This is a genomic window from Streptomyces sp. MspMP-M5, from assembly GCF_000373585.1.
Lineage (GTDB): Bacteria > Actinomycetota > Actinomycetes > Streptomycetales > Streptomycetaceae > Streptomyces.
Genome location: NZ_KB891893.1, coordinates 83,101 through 99,521, shown reverse-complemented (window position 1 = coordinate 99,521; position 16,421 = coordinate 83,101). Strand labels below are relative to the sequence as shown.

General features: G+C 72.9%; 13 protein-coding genes. 4 read left to right on the top strand and 9 right to left on the bottom strand.

Features of this window, described 5'->3' with window-relative positions:
- Both B073_RS0118840 and coxB read right to left on the bottom strand, forming a co-directional pair.
- On the bottom strand, positions 1 to 516 hold a 516-nt coding region (locus B073_RS0118840), incomplete at its 3' end, for a cbb3-type cytochrome c oxidase subunit I (protein ID WP_026247518.1).
- On the bottom strand, positions 513 to 1,475 hold the full coding sequence (gene coxB / locus B073_RS0118835) for a cytochrome c oxidase subunit II (protein WP_018539638.1): 963 nt from the start codon (positions 1,473 to 1,475) through the stop codon (positions 513 to 515). The genes B073_RS0118840 and coxB, both read right to left, overlap by 4 nt.
- 294 nt (positions 1,476 to 1,769) lie before the next feature.
- Between coxB and B073_RS0118830 the strand changes: the two genes are divergently transcribed.
- Positions 1,770 to 3,185, top strand: a complete 1,416-nt coding sequence (locus tag B073_RS0118830; protein ID WP_018539637.1) for a cysteine desulfurase/sulfurtransferase TusA family protein — start codon at positions 1,770 to 1,772, stop codon at positions 3,183 to 3,185.
- Positions 3,186 to 3,200: 15 nt separating this feature from the next.
- Here B073_RS0118830 and B073_RS0118825 read toward each other — a convergent pair whose 3' ends face one another.
- Entirely contained in the window at positions 3,201 to 4,175 is a 975-nt protein-coding gene (locus B073_RS0118825; protein WP_018539636.1) for a carbohydrate kinase family protein, read from the bottom strand.
- Between the two features lie 317 nt (positions 4,176 to 4,492).
- On the opposite strand from B073_RS0118825, the gene B073_RS0118820 reads away from it, so the two are divergent.
- A complete protein-coding gene (locus B073_RS0118820; RefSeq protein WP_018539635.1) occupies positions 4,493 to 5,974 on the top strand; it encodes a hypothetical protein in 1,482 nt (493 codons plus the stop codon).
- Positions 5,975 to 6,080: 106 nt separating this feature from the next.
- Here the strand turns inward: B073_RS0118820 and erpA are convergent, their stop codons facing one another.
- Complete coding sequence (gene erpA / locus B073_RS0118815) at positions 6,081 to 6,434, bottom strand: iron-sulfur cluster insertion protein ErpA (RefSeq protein WP_018539634.1); 354 nt, start codon at positions 6,432 to 6,434, stop codon at positions 6,081 to 6,083.
- A 338-nt stretch (positions 6,435 to 6,772) separates the two neighbouring features.
- Here erpA and nadA point away from each other — a divergent pair, with 338 nt between their 5' ends.
- Positions 6,773 to 7,951: a quinolinate synthase NadA gene (nadA, locus tag B073_RS0118810; protein ID WP_018539633.1), complete on the top strand. Its 1,179-nt coding sequence runs from the start codon at positions 6,773 to 6,775 to the stop codon at positions 7,949 to 7,951.
- 280 nt (positions 7,952 to 8,231) lie between these two features.
- Positions 8,232 to 9,149 (top strand): 4Fe-4S domain-containing protein, encoded by a 918-nt coding sequence (locus tag B073_RS0118805; protein WP_018539632.1) that lies wholly within the window; start codon positions 8,232 to 8,234, stop codon positions 9,147 to 9,149.
- Positions 9,150 to 9,167: 18 nt separating this feature from the next.
- On the opposite strand, the gene B073_RS40385 is transcribed toward B073_RS0118805, so the two are convergent.
- From B073_RS40385 to pspAA, 5 genes are all read right to left on the bottom strand, one after another.
- Positions 9,168 to 10,364, bottom strand: a complete 1,197-nt coding sequence (locus B073_RS40385) for a carboxylate-amine ligase (RefSeq protein WP_018539631.1) — start codon at positions 10,362 to 10,364, stop codon at positions 9,168 to 9,170.
- Between the two features lie 258 nt (positions 10,365 to 10,622).
- Positions 10,623 to 13,796: an efflux RND transporter permease subunit gene (locus B073_RS0118795; RefSeq protein WP_018539630.1), complete on the bottom strand. Its 3,174-nt coding sequence runs from the start codon at positions 13,794 to 13,796 to the stop codon at positions 10,623 to 10,625.
- Between the two features lie 223 nt (positions 13,797 to 14,019).
- Complete coding sequence (locus tag B073_RS0118790) at positions 14,020 to 14,703, bottom strand: response regulator (protein WP_018539629.1); 684 nt, start codon at positions 14,701 to 14,703, stop codon at positions 14,020 to 14,022.
- 16 nt (positions 14,704 to 14,719) lie between these two features.
- Positions 14,720 to 15,967, bottom strand: a complete 1,248-nt coding sequence (locus B073_RS0118785; RefSeq protein WP_018539628.1) for a sensor histidine kinase — start codon at positions 15,965 to 15,967, stop codon at positions 14,720 to 14,722.
- Between the two features lie 138 nt (positions 15,968 to 16,105).
- A complete protein-coding gene (gene pspAA / locus B073_RS0118780) occupies positions 16,106 to 16,384 on the bottom strand; it encodes a PspA-associated protein PspAA (protein ID WP_018539627.1) in 279 nt (92 codons plus the stop codon).
- Positions 16,385 to 16,421: the final 37 nt, after the last annotated feature.

Here is a 16,421-nt window from a genome sequence, read left to right as displayed (position 1 = left end):
CATGTCGGCGCCGACGCCGGGCGAACGCACCGCGTCCGAGAGCGGCGAGTAGGCGAACCAGCCGAAGTCCGCGGCGCCCTGCGGGGTGAGGAAGCCGGCGACCGCGATCAGCGAGCCGAAGAGGTAGAGCCAGTAGGCGAACATGTTCAGCCGCGGGAACGCCACGTCCGGCGCGCCGATCTGCAGCGGCATGATCCAGTTGGCGAAACCGGCGAACAGCGGCGTCGCGAACATCAGCAGCATGATCGTGCCGTGCATCGTGAACGCCTGGTTGAACTGCTCGTTCGACATGATCTGCGTACCCGGCCGGGCCAGCTCGGCGCGCATGAGGAGCGCCATCAGGCCGCCGATGCAGAAGAACGCGAACGACGTGACCAGGTACATCGTGCCGATGGTCTTGTGGTCAGTGGTCGTCAGCCACTTGACGGCAGCGATGCCTGGTTGCTTCTTGCGTACGGGCGGTGCTGCCGGAGCCGATTCGGCGGCGGCACCCTGAGGTTCGTTGAGGATGCTCACTGGTTCTTGGTCTCCGCATTCCTGGCGTGGTCGGTCTGCTTGATACCAGCCGGCAGGTATCCGGTCTGACCCTTCGCCGCCAGGTCCTTCAGGTGCTGCCGGTACTTGGCAGGCGAGACGACCTTGACGTTGAAGAGCATCCGGGAGTGGTCGACGCCGCAGAGCTCGGCGCACTTGCCCATGAAGGTGCCCTCCTTGTTGGGGGTCACCTCGAAGACGTTGGTGTGGCCCGGGATGACGTCCTGCTTCATCAGGAACGGCACCACCCAGAAGGAGTGGATGACGTCACGCGAGGTCAGCACGAACTGGACCGTCTCGCCCTTCGGCAGCCACAGCGTCGGGCCCGGGTTGCCGGTCTGCGGGTTGCGGGTGGCCGGCGTGCCGTAGTCGTAGACGCCGTCCGCACCCTGGGGCGCGGACTTCTTCCACTTGTCCGGGATCGCGGCGAGCTCCGGAGAGTTGATGTTCGTCGTCTTCGGGTTGCCGTCGACGTTCTCCAGGTAGTTGAACGCCCAGCTCCACTGGAAGCCCACGACGTTGACGACGTGGTCCGGCTTCTTGGACGTCTTGAGGAGCGCGCTCTCGTCACGTGCGGTGAAGTAGAAGAGCACCGCGATGATGATGAACGGGACAATGGTGTACAACGCCTCGATCGGCATGTTGTACCGCGTCTGGGCGGGGACCTCCACCTTGGTCCGGCTGCGGCGGTGGAAGATCACGCTCCAGATGATCAGGCCCCACACCAGCACGCCCGTTGCGAGGGCGGCGGCCCAGGAGCCCTGCCAAAGAGAGAGGATCCGCGGCGCCTCGTCGGTGACGGGCGTCGGCATGCCGAGGCGGGGGAAGTCCTTGTATGTGCAACCGGTCGCGGTTGCCAGGACCAGGCCCGCAGCAAGCACCTGCGGCAGCTTCCGCCGCATCGGGCGCCGCGACGAGCGGTCGGAGCCGTTGGGACTCACGTAGCGCCTTCCCGAGAGTCTCGCCCGAGCGGTCGGCTGCGGCCTTACTCGCTGGTCGGTCGCCGCCCTGCTTCGGGCAGGGGTTTGGATGTTTATGCGGACCAAACCCTACTGGACGCTATTTGGGGTCGCGCGGGGAGGGTGCCCAACGCGCCGCGTCGCACCCCCAAGGGGTGGCCGGGCCCTTTCGGGACGTCCGGTCCGGGCCGCTATCGCCCGTCCCCGCGGGGCATCTGACGGCCCGCCCGGCGACCCGTCCGGCGGCCCGGCGACCGGTGCTCTACCGTCTCGTACGTGCCCTACTTCGACGCCGCTTCCACCGCCCCGCTGCACCCCGTCGCGCGGGAGGCCCTGCTCGCCGCGCTCGACGAGGGGTGGGCCGATCCGGCCCGCCTGTACCGCGAGGGGCGGCGGGCCCGGCTGCTGTTGGACGCGGCGCGGGAGGCGGCCGCGGGTGCGGTGGGGTGCCGGCCCGACGAGCTGACGTTCACTCCATCGGGGACGCATGCGGTGCATTCGGGCATGTTCGGTGTACTGGCGGCCCGTCGGCGCGCCGGGCGGCGCCTGGTGCACTCCGCCGTCGAGCACTCCTCCGTCCTGCACGCCGCCGAGGTGCACACCGCGGCCGGCGGCACGGTGACGGAGGTTCCGGTGGACCGGACGGGCCGGGTGGCGGCCGCGGAGATGGCCGCGGCGCTCGGCGGGGACGCGGCGCTGGTGTGCCTGCAGTCCGCCAATCACGAGGTGGGCACCGCGCAGCCGGTGGAGGAGGTGGCCGCGCACTGCCAGGAGGCCGGGGTGCCGCTGCTGGTGGACGCGGCGCAGTCGGTGCCGTGGGGGCCGGTGCCCGGCGCCTGGTCGGTGCTGACGGCGAGCGCGCACAAGTGGGGCGGGCCGCCCGGGGTCGGGCTGCTGGTGGTCCGCAAGGGGACCCGGTTCGCGCCCCAGGGGCCGCTGGACGAACGGGAGTCGGGCCGCAGCCCGGGGTTCGGGAACCTCCCCGGGGTGGTGGCCGCGGCGGCGGCGCTGCGCGCCCTGCGGGCCGCCGCGGAGAGCGGTCCCGACGAGGCGGCGCGGCTGCGGGGGCTGGTGGACCTGGTCCGGGCCCGGGTGCCGGAGCTGGTGCCGGACGTGGAGGTGGTCGGCGACCCGGTGCGCCGGCTGCCGCACCTCGTCACCTTCTCCTGTCTCTATGTCGACGGGGAGGCGCTGCTGCACGAGTTGGACCGGGCCGGTTTCTCCGTTTCCTCCGGTTCGTCGTGCACGTCGAGCACGCTGACGCCGAGCCATGTGCTGCGCGCGATGGAGGTGCTGTCGGAGGGGAACGTCCGGGTCTCGCTGCCGCTCGGTACGGAGGAGGCCGACGTGGAGCGGTTCCTGCGGGTGCTGCCGGAGGCGGTGCGGTCGGTGCGGGAGCGGTTCGGGGTGCCGGCGGAAGGGGTGGCACCTGAGCAGGCCCGGCCTGCCGGGCCGGCCGCGGTGGCGCCCGGGCTGGTGGTGGACGCGCTCGGCCGGCGCTGCCCGGTCCCGGTCATCGAGCTGGCGAAGGTGATCGGCGAGGTGCCGGTCGGCGGCACGGTGACGGTGCTCTCCGACGACGCGGCCGCGCGGCAGGACATCCCCGCGTGGTGCGCGATGCGGGAGCAGGAGTACGTGGGCGAGGAGCCGGCCGAGCGCGGCGCCGCGTACGTGGTGCGGCGCCGCGTCTGAGGCCGGGGCCGCGGGTCAGAGCAGGTGCTGCTGGACCTCGGCGGCGGCCTCGTGGCCGTACGCCTTGGTGAAGCGGTCCATGAAGTGGCTGCGGTGCAGCTCGTACTCCTGGGTGCCGACGGTCTCGATGACGAGGGTGGCCAGCATGCAGCCGATCTGGGCGGCGCGCTCCAGGCCGACGCCCCAGGCCAGGCCGGCGAGGAAGCCGGCGCGGAAGGCGTCGCCGACGCCGGTCGGGTCGGCCTTGGCCTTCTCCTCGGGGACGCCGACCTCGATGTCCTGCTGGCCGACCCGCTGGATGCGGACGCCGTCGGAGCCGAGGGTGGTGACGCGGGTGCCGACCTTGGTGAGGATCTCCTCGGCGGTCCAGCCGGTCTTGGACTCGATCAGCCCGGCCTCGTACTCGTTGTTGAAGAGGTAGGTGGCGCCCTCCATGAGGAGGCGGATGTTCTCGCCGTCCATCCGGGCGATCTGCTGGGAGAAGTCGGCGGCGAAGGGGATCCCGCGGGTGCGGCACTCCTCGGTGTGCCGGATCATCGCCTCGGGGTCGTCCGCGCCGATCAGGACGAGGTCCAGGCCGCCGACCCGCTCGGCCACGGCCTGCAGCTCGATCTGCCGGGCCTCGCTCATGGCGCCGGTGTAGAAGGAGCCGATCTGGTTGTGGTCGGCGTCGGTGGTGCAGACGAAGCGGGCGGTGTGCAGGACCTCGGAGATGCGCACCGAACGGGTGTCGACGCCGTGCCGGTCGAGCCAGGCGCGGTACTCCTCGAAGTCGGTGCCGGCGGCGCCGACCAGGATCGGCCGGATGCCGAGCTGGCCCATGCCGAAGCAGATGTTGGGGGCGACCCCGCCGCGGCGGACGTCGAGCTGGTCGACCAGGAAGGAGAGAGAGACCGTATGCAGCTGGTCGGCGACCAACTGGTCGGCGAAGCGGCCGGGGAAGGTCATCAGGTGGTCGGTGGCGATGGAGCCGGAGACTGCGATACGCACGGCGGGTCTGCTCCTGCGGAGGGCGTGGGGTTGGGCGGACGGAGGGCAACGCTACCCGGCGGCAGGCCCGGCATCTGCCCATTCCTGGACACTCGTCACGGGAAGAAAACACCTCATCATAGGACGTTTCGCCGGCCTGGCGGGAGCGGATCTCCCGCCGGGCGGCCCGACCTGTGAGCGCCGTCACAGCCCGTGCGGGGTGCGGCGCGGCGGGGCGGGCGGCGCGCGGGGAACCGTACGCGCCCCGGCTCCGTCCCATCGGCGTCCACCCTGCCGGGTGGCACCTCAGACGACCGGCGGAGCTGAAGGAGCCAAGCGTGAGCACCGAGGACACCCCGGAGACGCAGGACACCTCCCAGGCCGACCGGACCGGACGGCGCGGGCGGCGCACCCCCCTGGTGATCGCGTCGGTGGCCGGCGCGGTACTGGTGGCCGGCGGCGGCGCGGCGTACTGGGCCTCGTCGGCGTCGGGCGGCGCCGGCCCGGCCGGTCCGGCCGACGGCGGCCCCCCGCCGCTGGTGCTGGACTCGGCGTCGATCGCGGTCGGCGAGCCCGCCCCGCAGCAGGACCACTACCGCGTGGTGGGCACGCTTCCCGAGGGCCCGCGGTCCGCGCCCGTCTACCGGCCCGCGGGCGGAATCGACCAGTCCGCCGTGGCACGACTGGCGAAGTCCCTGGACGTGGCCGGAACGGTGCGGTCGGACGGCAACTGGTGGACGGTCGGCACGCCGGGTCCGGACGGGCGCGGCACCACGCTGCGGGTCGCCAAGTCCGGTGCCGGGAACTGGGTGTTCAGCCGGTACGGCGCCGGGGACGGGACCAAGTGCCCGCTGGTGGACGACCGGCCGGGCTGCCCCTCGTACCGCGGCGGCACGGACGGCGGGGCCGATGCGGGTGGGGACGCCGGCAGCGGTCCGGCGTCCGAGGCGAAGGCCCGGCAGGCGGTCCGGCCGGTGCTGGCGGCGCTCGGCCAGCCGGACGCCCGGCTCGACACGCACCAGACGTACGCCGCGGTGCGGGTGGTGACCGCGGACCCGGTGATCGGCGGGCTGCCCAGCTACGGCTGGCAGAGCCGGCTCCAGGTCGGCTCGGACGGCCAACTGGTCGGCGGCAGCGGCGAGTTGGCGCAGCCGGTCAAGGGCGCGACCTATCCCGTCCGGGACGCCCGGACGACGCTGAACACGCTGGGCGGCGACGGCCGGACGATGCGGCCACTGGCCCACTGCCCCTCGGCGCCCACCTTCCAGCACAAGGAGGGCAAGGCCCCGCAGGGCGGCGGGATCGCGCCCTGCGAGCCGGCGCCGACCGGCCGGCAGCCGGAGGCCGAGGTGACCGGCGCGGTCTTCGGGCTCGCCGCGCGGTACTCGCACGGCGGGGAGGTGCTGGTGCCGTCCTGGCTCTACACGCTGCGCACGGCGGGCGCCGGGGGCGCGCCGGGCAGCACTTCCACGATCGCCGGGACCGCGGTGGACCCGAAGTACCTGCGCGGCAGCGAGCCGCCGGCGCCGAAGCCGTCCGCGCCCGGGACGACGGCGATGGCGCTGTCGGGCTACACGGTGGGCGACGGCGGCCGGACGCTGACCGTCCACTTCTGGGGCGGGGTGTGCAGCACCTACGACGTGAGCGCCCGGGAGTCGGCCGACACCGTGCAGGTCTCGGTCACCGGCAAGGAGAAGCACCCCGGGCAGATCTGCGTGAAGATCGCCAAGGACTTCAGCAAGACGGTGACGCTGGAGAAGCCGCTGGACGGCCGGAAGGTCGTGGACGGCACGTCCGGCAAGGCGGTGCCGCTGCGGTGACGGCCTGAGATCGGGCCGCGGGCCGCGCGGCGGACGACGACGAGGGCGGCGCTCCCCGGTGGGGGCGCCGCCCTCGCGCGTCGTGGCCCGTGGGCCCGCCGCGGGTTTAGCTGAAGGAGTCGCCGCAGGCGCAGGAGCCCGTGGCGTTCGGGTTGTCGATCGTGAAGCCCTGCTTCTCGATGGTGTCCACGAAGTCGATGGAGGCACCGCCCAGGTAGGGAGCGCTCATCCGGTCGGTGACGACCTTGACCCCGTCGAACTCCTTGACGACGTCGCCGTCGAGCGAGCGCTCGTCGAAGAAGAGCTGGTAGCGCAGGCCGGAGCAGCCGCCGGGCTGGACCGCCACCCGCAGCGCGAGGTCGTCCCGGCCCTCCTGCTCCAGCAGGCTCTTGACCTTCGACGCGGCCGCGTCGGACAGGATGATGCCGTCGGTGACGGTGGTCTCGTCCTGAACGCTCATCTACATCTCTCCCGGGTTGTACGGACCGCTTGCCATCGGTTGCGAACAGCTTCAACCGGCGGCGTCCCGGATTAATTCCGGCTGCGCGTGATCTGTCCTTCTCTTCCTTCATGCTCGCACACCGGCCGCCGGACACCGCGGGCCGCCGGTGCACACGGGTGCCCGCCCGGGCCGCGGGGCTGATGCGTCACATCGACACTATGGCCATCGTCAAAGTGACGTGAACGAGCTATGATAGATAACGTCAAATAGACGAAAAGGCGGTGCCGCAGCGCACCCCGCCGTCTTCGCAGAGACCGTCCGCAAGGACTTTCCGCAGAGAAGAGAGGGTGCGTGACGTGACCACCGCCCAGCCCCTGGACGTCCAGCCGACCCCGCTGGCGCTGCTCCTCCTCGGCCGCGAGGCCGACCCCAGGAGCGAGCGCGGCGTGGAGTGCCCCGGTGACCTGCCGGCGCCCTCCGACCCGGACCTGGTCGAGCGCGCCCGCGCCGCCAAGGCCAGGCTGGGCGACAAGGTCTTCGTCCTGGGGCACCACTACCAGCGCGACGAGGTCATCGAGTTCGCGGACGTCACCGGTGACTCCTTCAAGCTCGCGCGGGACGCCGCGGCCCGGCCGGACGCCGAGTACATCGTCTTCTGCGGTGTGCACTTCATGGCCGAGTCGGCCGACATCCTCACCGGCGACGACCAGCAGGTGGTCCTCCCCGACCTGGCCGCGGGCTGCTCGATGGCCGACATGGCCACCGCGGAGCAGGTCGCCGAGTGCTGGGACGTGCTCACCGAGGCGGGCATCGCCGAGCGGGTGGTGCCGGTGTCGTACATGAACTCCTCGGCGGACATCAAGGCGTTCACCGGCCGGCACGGCGGCACCATCTGCACCTCCTCCAACGCCGAGCGGGCGCTGGAGTGGGCCTTCCAGCAGGGCGAGCAGGTCCTCTTCCTGCCCGATCAGCACCTCGGCCGGAACACCGCCGTACGGGACCTGGGCATGTCCCTGGACGACTGCGTGGTCTACAACCCGCACAAGCCGAACGGCGGGCTGACGGCGGAGGAGCTGCGGGCCGCGAAGATGATCCTGTGGCGCGGCCACTGCTCGGTCCACGGCCGCTTCTCGCTGGAGTCGGTCGAGGACGTCCGCGCCCGGATTCCCGGCGTGAACGTGCTGGTCCACCCCGAGTGCAGGCACGAGGTCGTGGCGGCGGCGGACCACGTCGGCTCGACCGAGTACATCATCAAGGCCCTTGAGGCCGCGCCGGCCGGCTCCAAGTGGGCCATCGGCACCGAGCTGAACCTCGTCCGCCGGCTGGCCAACCGCTTCGCGCCGGAGGGCAAGGAGATCGTCTTCCTCGACAAGACGGTCTGCTTCTGCTCGACGATGAACCGCATCGACCTGCCGCACCTGGTGTGGGCGCTGGAGTCGCTGGCGGACGGCAAGGTCGTCAACCGCATCCAGGTCGACAAGGAGACCGAGCACTTCGCCAAGCTGGCGCTGGAGCGGATGCTGGCGCTGCCGTAGCGGGGTGGGCTCGCGGCGGCACGGCGGCACGGCGAGCGGGGCGGTTCTCCTACGGGGGGACCGCCCCGCGGGCGTGTGGGCCGCAGCGCGCACGACCCTGGAGATCTTGACGCATGCATGACACATATGCCCTCCTCCGTGAGAGACGCCCTGACCAGCAGAAACAAGCCCCCGCGCCCCTTTCGCTTTCCGCTCCCGCCGGGGGACCCTCGTGGCCGGGGAAGACCCACAGGCATGGCATGACATGACTGGGCATACGGGGCGAGGAGGCACAGGGACCGTGAACACCACTGGTGACGACCGTGCGGCGGACTCGGGGACAGGCGGTGCGGGCGACTGGTACGTCGACGGGCGCTGCACCGACTGCGATGTGGCGCGGCAGCTCGCGCCGGGGCTGATCGAGCAGATCGGCGGCCGGTCCGAGGTGGTCCGGCAGCCGCGCGGGGCGGCGGAGGAACGGCTGCTGGCCGCCGCGGCGTTCGCCTGTCCGACCCGGTCGGTGCGGCGGACCGGCGGCCGGGTGGCGGCGGAGCTGGACCCGTTCCCGCTGCGGCTGGACGACGCGGTGAGCGTGTGCGGGCACAACTCGCCGCACACCGCCGGGGCCAACGCCTATCTGCTGCGGCGGCCGGACGGGACGCAGATGATGATCGACACCCCGCGGTTCGCCGAGGCGCTGGCCACCCGCTTCGAGGCGGCCGGAGCGGTGACCGACGTGCTGCTCACGCACCGGGACCACGCCGCGCACGGCCGCCGCTACGCCGACCGCTTCGGCGCCCGGCTGTGGATCCACGAGGGGGACCTGGCGGCGGCGCCGGACGCGGACCGGGTGCTGCGGGGCACCGGGCCCACCGACATCGCCCCGGGCGTGGTGGCCCATCCGCTGCCCGGCCACACCGAGGGCAGCGTGCTGTACGTCGCGGACGAGCGGTACTGCTTCAGCGGCGACAGCTTCTACTGGTCGCGGACCACCGACGATGTCGAGGTGGCGGAGAGCGTCACGTGGTACTCCGTCACCGAGCTGGCGGCCTCGCTGGAACGGACGGCGCCCCGGCTCCGCTTCCAGTGGCTGCTGCCCGGGCACGGGGACCGCGCGCACCTGCCGGAGGACGAAATGGCGCGGCGGATGCGGGAGTTGGCCGGCCGCACCCGGGCGCTGCGGCCGCGGCCGGTGGACTTCACCGCGGTGCGGTGGTGAACGGGCGGCCCCGGCCGGTCAGGGCCGGGCGGTTGCGGTGTCCGCCTCCAGGTCGCGGCTCAGCAGGTCGACGACGTCCCGGAGGTCGCCGCGGCGCCGGTAGGCGGCGCGCTGCCGCTCCGCGCCGCCGCCGCGCTGCCGCAGGCGCTGCCACACCCACCGGACGAAGGGCAGTTCGCCGGCCTCCTCCAGGAAGGGTGCGGCCCGGCCGATGAGGCGGGCGGCCAGGTCCGCGGCGGGCCGCAGGCGGCCGGTGGCCAGGTCCAGGCCGGAGCCGGACAGGCCGTCGCGGGCGGCCCGCCAGTGGGCGGCCCGCAGGAGCGCGTCGTCGACCTCGGGGGCCGGCCGCCCCCGGCGGATGTCGGCCAGGAGGGCGCCGGCCAGGGCGCGGGTCAGGGAGGCGACGAGCAGGACGGTGTCCAGGTCAGCGTTGACGTCGGGGACCCGGACCTCCAGCGTCGGCCAGCGTTCGGAGGGGCGGGCGTACCAGTAGACGAGTTTGCGGTCCAGCAGCATGCCGGAGGCGACGAGCGTGTCGACGAAGGTGTCGTAGGCCGTCGCGTCCCGGAACAGCGGCGTGGGGCCGGCGTGCGGCCAACGACCGAAATGGAGCACGCGCCAGCCGGCGAATCCGCTGTCCCGCCCGTCCTGGAAGGGCGAGTTGGCGGCGAGCGCCTGCAGCGTCGGCAGCCAGGGCCGTAGGTGGTTGCAGAGCTGTACGGCCTCCTCGCGGTCCGGTACGGCTACATGGACATGACAGGCACAGACGCCGGTGTTGCGGTCCCCCACGACGAGCGGGGCGTAGTAGTCGGCCATCCGCCGGTAGCGGGCGTTGTCGGCGATCTCCGGCGGGCCGGGGAACGGGATGACCGGCGTGCCGGACGCCACCACCCGGCAGCCGGCCTCGGCGGCGGCGGCCACCAGGTCCGCGCGCAGCGCGCCGAGCTGCTGCCGCAGGTCCTCCAGGGTGGTGACGGGCGGGGTGCGGGTCTCGACCGTGGTGGTGAAGAGTTCGGCGCCGATGTGGTCGCGGAGGTCGGCGCGGGTGCGGGCGATGACGTCGGGGGCGCGGGCGACGGTGGCCCGCGTGGCGCGGTCGGCGAGGAAGAACTCCTCCTCGACGCCGAGCGTCGGTAACGCTCCGGAGGGGGGACGCCCGCGCCCGGTGTCGGGGCGGGGCGTCGGGACTCTCTTGCCTTCCGGCTCTAACAGCACGATGCGACAACCTTCCGGCCGGGGCGGTCAACTCGCCGATACTGCGCGCCTGATGATAAGGGCGCCCATGGGCGACACGGTGGTACGCGACGGCGGACCGGGGGCCGCAGCGGCGCCTTCCGGCCACCCCGCCCGCCGGGGCGCGCCGGGCGCCCGGGCGCCGGTCCCGGACGCGCGGATTCCGGGCCCCGGACGCGCGGATCCCCCGCGGCCGCCGGGTGCGGTCGCGGGGGATCCGGGGGTGGTGCGGGGCGGGCGTCAGACGCCGGCCGGCTCCGGCGTGCGGTCGGTGTCGGCGGGGGCCGCCGGGCCGTCGTCCTTCCCGGCCCGCCTGGCCGCCTTCTTCGCCGCCCGGCGCTCCTTGCGGAGTTCGATGATCGCGTAGAGCGTCGGGACGAGGAGCAGGGTGAGCAGGGTCGAGGTGATCAGACCGCCGATCACGACCACGGCCAGCGGCTGGGAGATGAAGCCGCCGTCGCCGGTGACCGACAGGGCCATCGGCAGCAGCGCCATGATCGTGGCCAGCGCCGTCATCAGGATCGGGCGCAGCCGGTGCCGGCCGCCCTCGACGACCGCCTCGACCACGCCGTAGCCCTTGGCCCGGTACTGGTTGATCAGGTCGATCAGGACGATGGCGTTGGTGACCACGATGCCGATCAGCATCAGCATGCCGATCATGGCGGGGACGCCCATCGGGGTGCCGGTGGCGACCAGCAGACCGAGCGCGCCGGTCGCCGCGAACGGGATCGAGATCAGCAGGATCAGCGGCTGGACGATCGAGCGGAAGGTGCCCACCAGCAGCAGGAAGACGATCGCGATGGCGGCCAGCATGGCGAGGCCGAGCTTGCCGAACGCGTCGGTCTGGTCCTGGGAGACACCGCCGACGGTGGCGGTGGCGCCGGCCGGCAGCTTCAGCGAGTTGATCTTCGTCTGCAGCGTGGCGGAGACCGCGCCGGTGTTGTCGCCGGTCGGCTTGGCGGTGACGGTCGCCGAGCGGGCGCCGTCGATCCGGGTCATCTGCACCGGTCCGGCCACGGTCTTGACGGTGGCCAGGTCGCCGAGCCGGGCCATGCCCGACGGGGTCGGCAGCGGCAGGTCCTTCAACTGGGCCTCGGTGGTGGCCGGGTGGGCCGACCTGATCACCACGTCGCGCTCGGTGTCGTCGAGCACGGCCTTGCCGCTGGGGGTGCCGCTGACCGCCTGGGCGACGGCCGCGCCGAGCGTGGCCTGGCTGTAACCGGCCGCGGCGGCCTGGTCGTTGGGCGTCACGGAGATCCGCGGCACGCTCTGCGCCAGGTCGCTCTGGACGTCGGTGACGTGGTCCAGGCCCGCGACGGCCGTACGGACCTGCTCGCTGGCGCGCTTGAGCACATCGGCGTCGCCGGCCTTGACGACCACGCTGAGGTTCTGGTTGCCGAAGCCGCCGCCGCCCGCGGAGACGGAGGTGTCGCCGGCGGCCGGGCCGAGCTTTGCCAGCTCGCTGCGGAGGTGCTCGGTGACCTTGTCGGAGTCGGCGGAGCTCTTCAACTTGACCTGGTAGCTGGCCTGGTTGGCGCCGGAGCCGCCGCCGAAGGCCGCCATCATGCCGGAGGAGCCGACGGTGACCTGGTAGTCCTGTACGTCCTGCTCGTCCGCGAGCACCTTCTCGACCCGCTTGGCCTGCGCGTCGGCCGCGGCCAGGCTGGTGCCCGGCTTCAGCTCCTGCTTGATGCTCAGGGTGTCCTGCTTGCCCTGGTCGAAGAAGGTGGTCTTCAGCAGCGGCGCCATCCCGAAGGTGCCGAGGAGGACCACCACCGCGATCAGCACGCTGAGCGCGCGGCGGCGGGTGGCGAACCGCAGCACCGGGACGTAGAGCCGCTGCAGCGCGCTGCGGGTCTCCTTCTCCTCGGCCGCGCGGCGCAGCTCCTCGGGGTCGGTGCCCGCAGGGATCTTCGGGGCGCGCAGGAACCAGTACGACAGCACCGGCACCACGGTCAGCGAGACCAGCAGCGAGGAGAGCAGGGCGACGGTGACGGTGATGGAGAAGGACCCGAAGAGGGCGCCGACCATGCCGCCGACCACGCCGATCGGGAGGAAGACCGCGACGGTGGTCAGGGTCGAGGAGGTGATCGCGCCGGAGACCTCCTTGACTGCCTTGAGGATGGCCTCGCGGCGCTCCTCGCCGTAGCCCAGGTGCCGCTTGATGTTCTCCAGGACGACGATCGAGTCGTCCACGACCCGGCCGATCGCGATGGTCAGACCGCCCAGGGTGAGCATGTTCAGGGACAGGTCACCGGTCCACAGCACGATCAGGGTGATGACCACGGACAGCGGGATGGAGACCGCGGTGACCAGCGTCGAGCGCAGGCTCAGCAGGAAGACCAGGATCACGACCACGGCCATGACCAGGCCCAGCAGGCCCTCGGTGGTCAGCGACTCGATGGACTTGGAGACCTGCGGGCCCTGGTCGGAGGCGATGGTGACGTGGGCGCCCTTGCCCAGGTCCTTGCGGATGCCGTCCAGCTTGCCCTTGACCGCGTCGGAGATGGCGACCGCGCTGCCGTCCTGGTTCATCGTCACGGTGACCGAGAGGCTGGGCCGGCCGTCGGTGCGGGTGATCGAGGTCGGGGTGGCCGAGGTCTCCTTGACGGTGGCGACGTCGCCGAGCCGGACCGGCTTGCCGCCGTGGCCGCCGCCCATCGGGCCGGCCGCCGGGGTGACCATCAGGTCCTTGATCTGCTGGACGGAGGTGAAGCCGGCGCCGACCTGCACGGTCCTGCTGCGGCCGTCCTCGGCGAAGGCGCCGGCCGGCACGGCGGTGCCGCCGGCCTGCAGCGCCTGGCCGAGCGCGGCGGAGTTCAGGCCCGCGGCGGCCAGCTTCGCGTCGTCCGGGGTGACCGCGACGATCCGGTCCTGCACGCCGCCGACGTTGACCTGGCCGACGCCGTCGATGTTCTTCAGGTCCGGGACGACGCTGCGGTGGAGCTGGTCGGCGAGGGTCTGCTGGTCCTTGGTGGAGGAGGACACCGCGAGGACGACGGTGGGCAGGTCGTCCGTGCCGCCGGAGACCACCTGCGGGTCCACGTCCTTGGGCAGCTTCGCCCGGGCCCGGTTGACGGCCTGCTGGACGTCGGCGACCAGGGTCTTGGAGTCGTTGCCGTAGTCGAACTGCGCCATGATGACGCCGGAGCCCTCGCTCGATGTCGAGGTGACGCTCTTGATGCCGTTGACCGCCTGGATTCCGTTCTCCAGCGGCTCGATCACCTGCTTCTCGACGACGTCGGGCGAGGCGCCCTGGTACGGGGCGATCACGGAGACCATCGGCAGGTCGATGGAGGGCAGGAGCTGCTGCTTGAGCTGCGGGATCGCGATGGCGCCGAAGGCGATCGCGACGATCGACATCAGCGCTATCAGGCCCCGTTGTACGAGGCTGATACGGGACAGCCAGGACATGGGTAGGGGTCTCTCTTCTGTTCAGAAAAGCGGGTATCGAGGGCTGGGGCGGCGTGCCCGGCACCGGCGACAGGGCCGGCACCGGCCCACCTACACCCTCCGCCACGGCCGGACCGGTTTTCGTCGCTCGCAGGTCGGTTTCCGGCCGCGGCCCGTACCGCGTCCGCAGTACGGCCGGCTCCACCCGCCCTGCACCCCTGGGCGTACGCGCCGCTGCTTCCGCTCAGTGCGCCCGCGGGCGGACCAGTCCCGACTCGTAGGCGATGACGACCAGTTGGGCCCGGTCGCGGGCGCCGAGCTTGGCCATCGCGCGGTTGACGTGGGTCTTGACGGTGAGCGGGCTGACGTCGAGCCGCTCGGCGATCTCGTCGTTGGACAGCCCGCCGGCGACCAGCACCAGCACCTCGCGCTCCCGGCCGGTGAGCGTGGCCAGCCGCTCGGCGCCGGCGCCGCCGGGCCCCTGGGCCGCGCCGTCGCCCTGTGCCAGGAACGTGGCGATCAGGCCCTTGGTGGCGGCGGGCGAGAGCAGCGCCTCGCCGCCGTCGGCGATCCGGATCGCGTGCAGCAGCTCGTCCGGCTCGGCGCCCTTGCCCAGGAAGCCGCTGGCGCCGGCCCGCAGCGACTGCACGACGTAGTCGTCGACCTCGAAGGTGGTCAGGATGACCACCTTGACGCCGGCCAGCTCCGGGTCCTGGCTGATCATGCGGGTGGCGGCCAGCCCGTCGGTGCCGGGCATCCGGATGTCCATCAGGACGACGTCCGGGCGCTCGCGGCGGGCGAGTTCGTACGCCTGCGCCCCGTCGGACGCCTCGCCCACCACCCGCATGTCCGGCTCGGAGTCGACGAGGATGCGGAACGCGCTGCGCAGCAGCGTCTGGTCGTCGGCCAGCAGCACCTTGATGGTCATCCCGTCGCCCTCACGCTCATGTCGTCCCGCCGGTGCGCGCGCCGCCCAGCGGCAGGGTGACCCGCACCTGGAAGCCGCCGGCCGCGCGGGGGCCGGTGACGACCGTGCCGCGCAGCGCCTGGACGCGCTCGCGCATCCCGATCAGACCATGGCCGCCGCCGGGCTCCGGCACGGCCCCCTGCCCCGGGCCGTCGTCCTGGACGGTCACGGTCAGCGCGCCCTCGGTCCGCAGGATCCGCACCGTGGCGCGGGCGCCGTCGCCGGCGTGCTTGCGGACGTTGGTCAGCGCCTCCTGGACGACGCGGTAGGCGGTCAGGTCCACCGAGGCAGGCAGGGCCGGCTGCGGGCCGGGCGGCAGGTCCAGCGCGACCGGCAGGCCGGCCCGGACGAACCCGTCGACCAGCTGGTCCAGGACGCCGAGGCCGGGCGCCGGCTCGGTGGGCGCCGTCGGGTCGTCGGACTGGCGCAGCAGGCCGACCGTGGCGCGCAGCTCCTCCAGCGCCGAGCGGGACGCCTCGCGGACGTGCGCCAGAGCCTGTTTGGCCTGGTCGGGACGGTTGTCCATGACGTGCGAGGCGACTCCGGCCTGGACGTTGACCAGGGCGATGTGGTGGGCGACCACGTCGTGCAGCTCGCGGGCGATGCGCAGCCGCTCCTCGGCGACCCGGCGGCGGGCCTCCTCCTCGCGGGTGCGCTCGGCGCGTTCGGCGCGCTCGCGGATGGCGTCGACGTAGGCGCGACGGCTGCGGACCGCGTCGCCGGCGGCCGCCGCCATGCCCGTCCAGGCGAAGATCGCGAGGTTCTCCTGGGCGTACCAGGCGCGGTGCCCGAAGAGCATCGCGGCGGCGGTCAGCACCACGCAGGTGAGCGCGCCGATCCGCCAGGTGGTCGGCCGGTCGGTGCGGGAGGCCACGGTGAACAGGGCGATCACCGCCGCGCCGGCGACCGGGGCGCGCGGGTCGTCGGACTGGGCGACCAGTTCGACGATGGTCAGCGCGCCGGTCGCGGCCAGCACCGTGCGGGGCAGCCGCCGGCGCAGCACCAGCGCACCGCAGGCGAGGGCGGCCAGCACCACGGTGGTGGCGGTGAGCTCGCGGGCGCCGAAGCGGGGGAAGTGGGCGCCGTGCGGGCCGTGCGGCCCGGCTACCGCGCCGCAGAGGATCGCCACGAAGACCACCACCGCCACGGCGGCGTCGAACGCGAGCTGGTGCGTCCGGTGCCACTGGCGGAGCCGGGCGACGCGGGTCACGTCCTGGGCGGCCACGTCACCGCGGCGCGCGGCGCGGGCACTCGGGGCGGTGGCTGGCGACGGGTTCACAGGGGGAAACGGTAGCGCCCCGGTCCCCCATCGGGGCCGGGGCGCTGTCCGTAGTGCGCTGGGTGTGCGGGTGCGGCCGCGGGCTCAGCCCGGGATCAGGCCGTCGTCGCTGAGCATCTCCCGGACCTCGGCCAGCGAGGCGTCCGGCCCGGGCAGGATGAGTGCGGAGGGTTCCAGGGAGTCGTCCGGCAGCGGGGTGCCGAGGCGGCGGACGGAGTCCAGCAGGGCTCCCAGGGTGCGCCGGAATCCGGCTTCGTCACCGCTCTCCATCTCGGCGAGCAGTTCGTCGTCCAGCTTGTTGAGCTCGATGAAGTGGGCGTCGTCCAGCTTCACCTGCCCCTCCCCCATGATCCGTACGATCACGACGGTCTCCCTTGTTCGGGTCGGCGGCCTCGCGGCG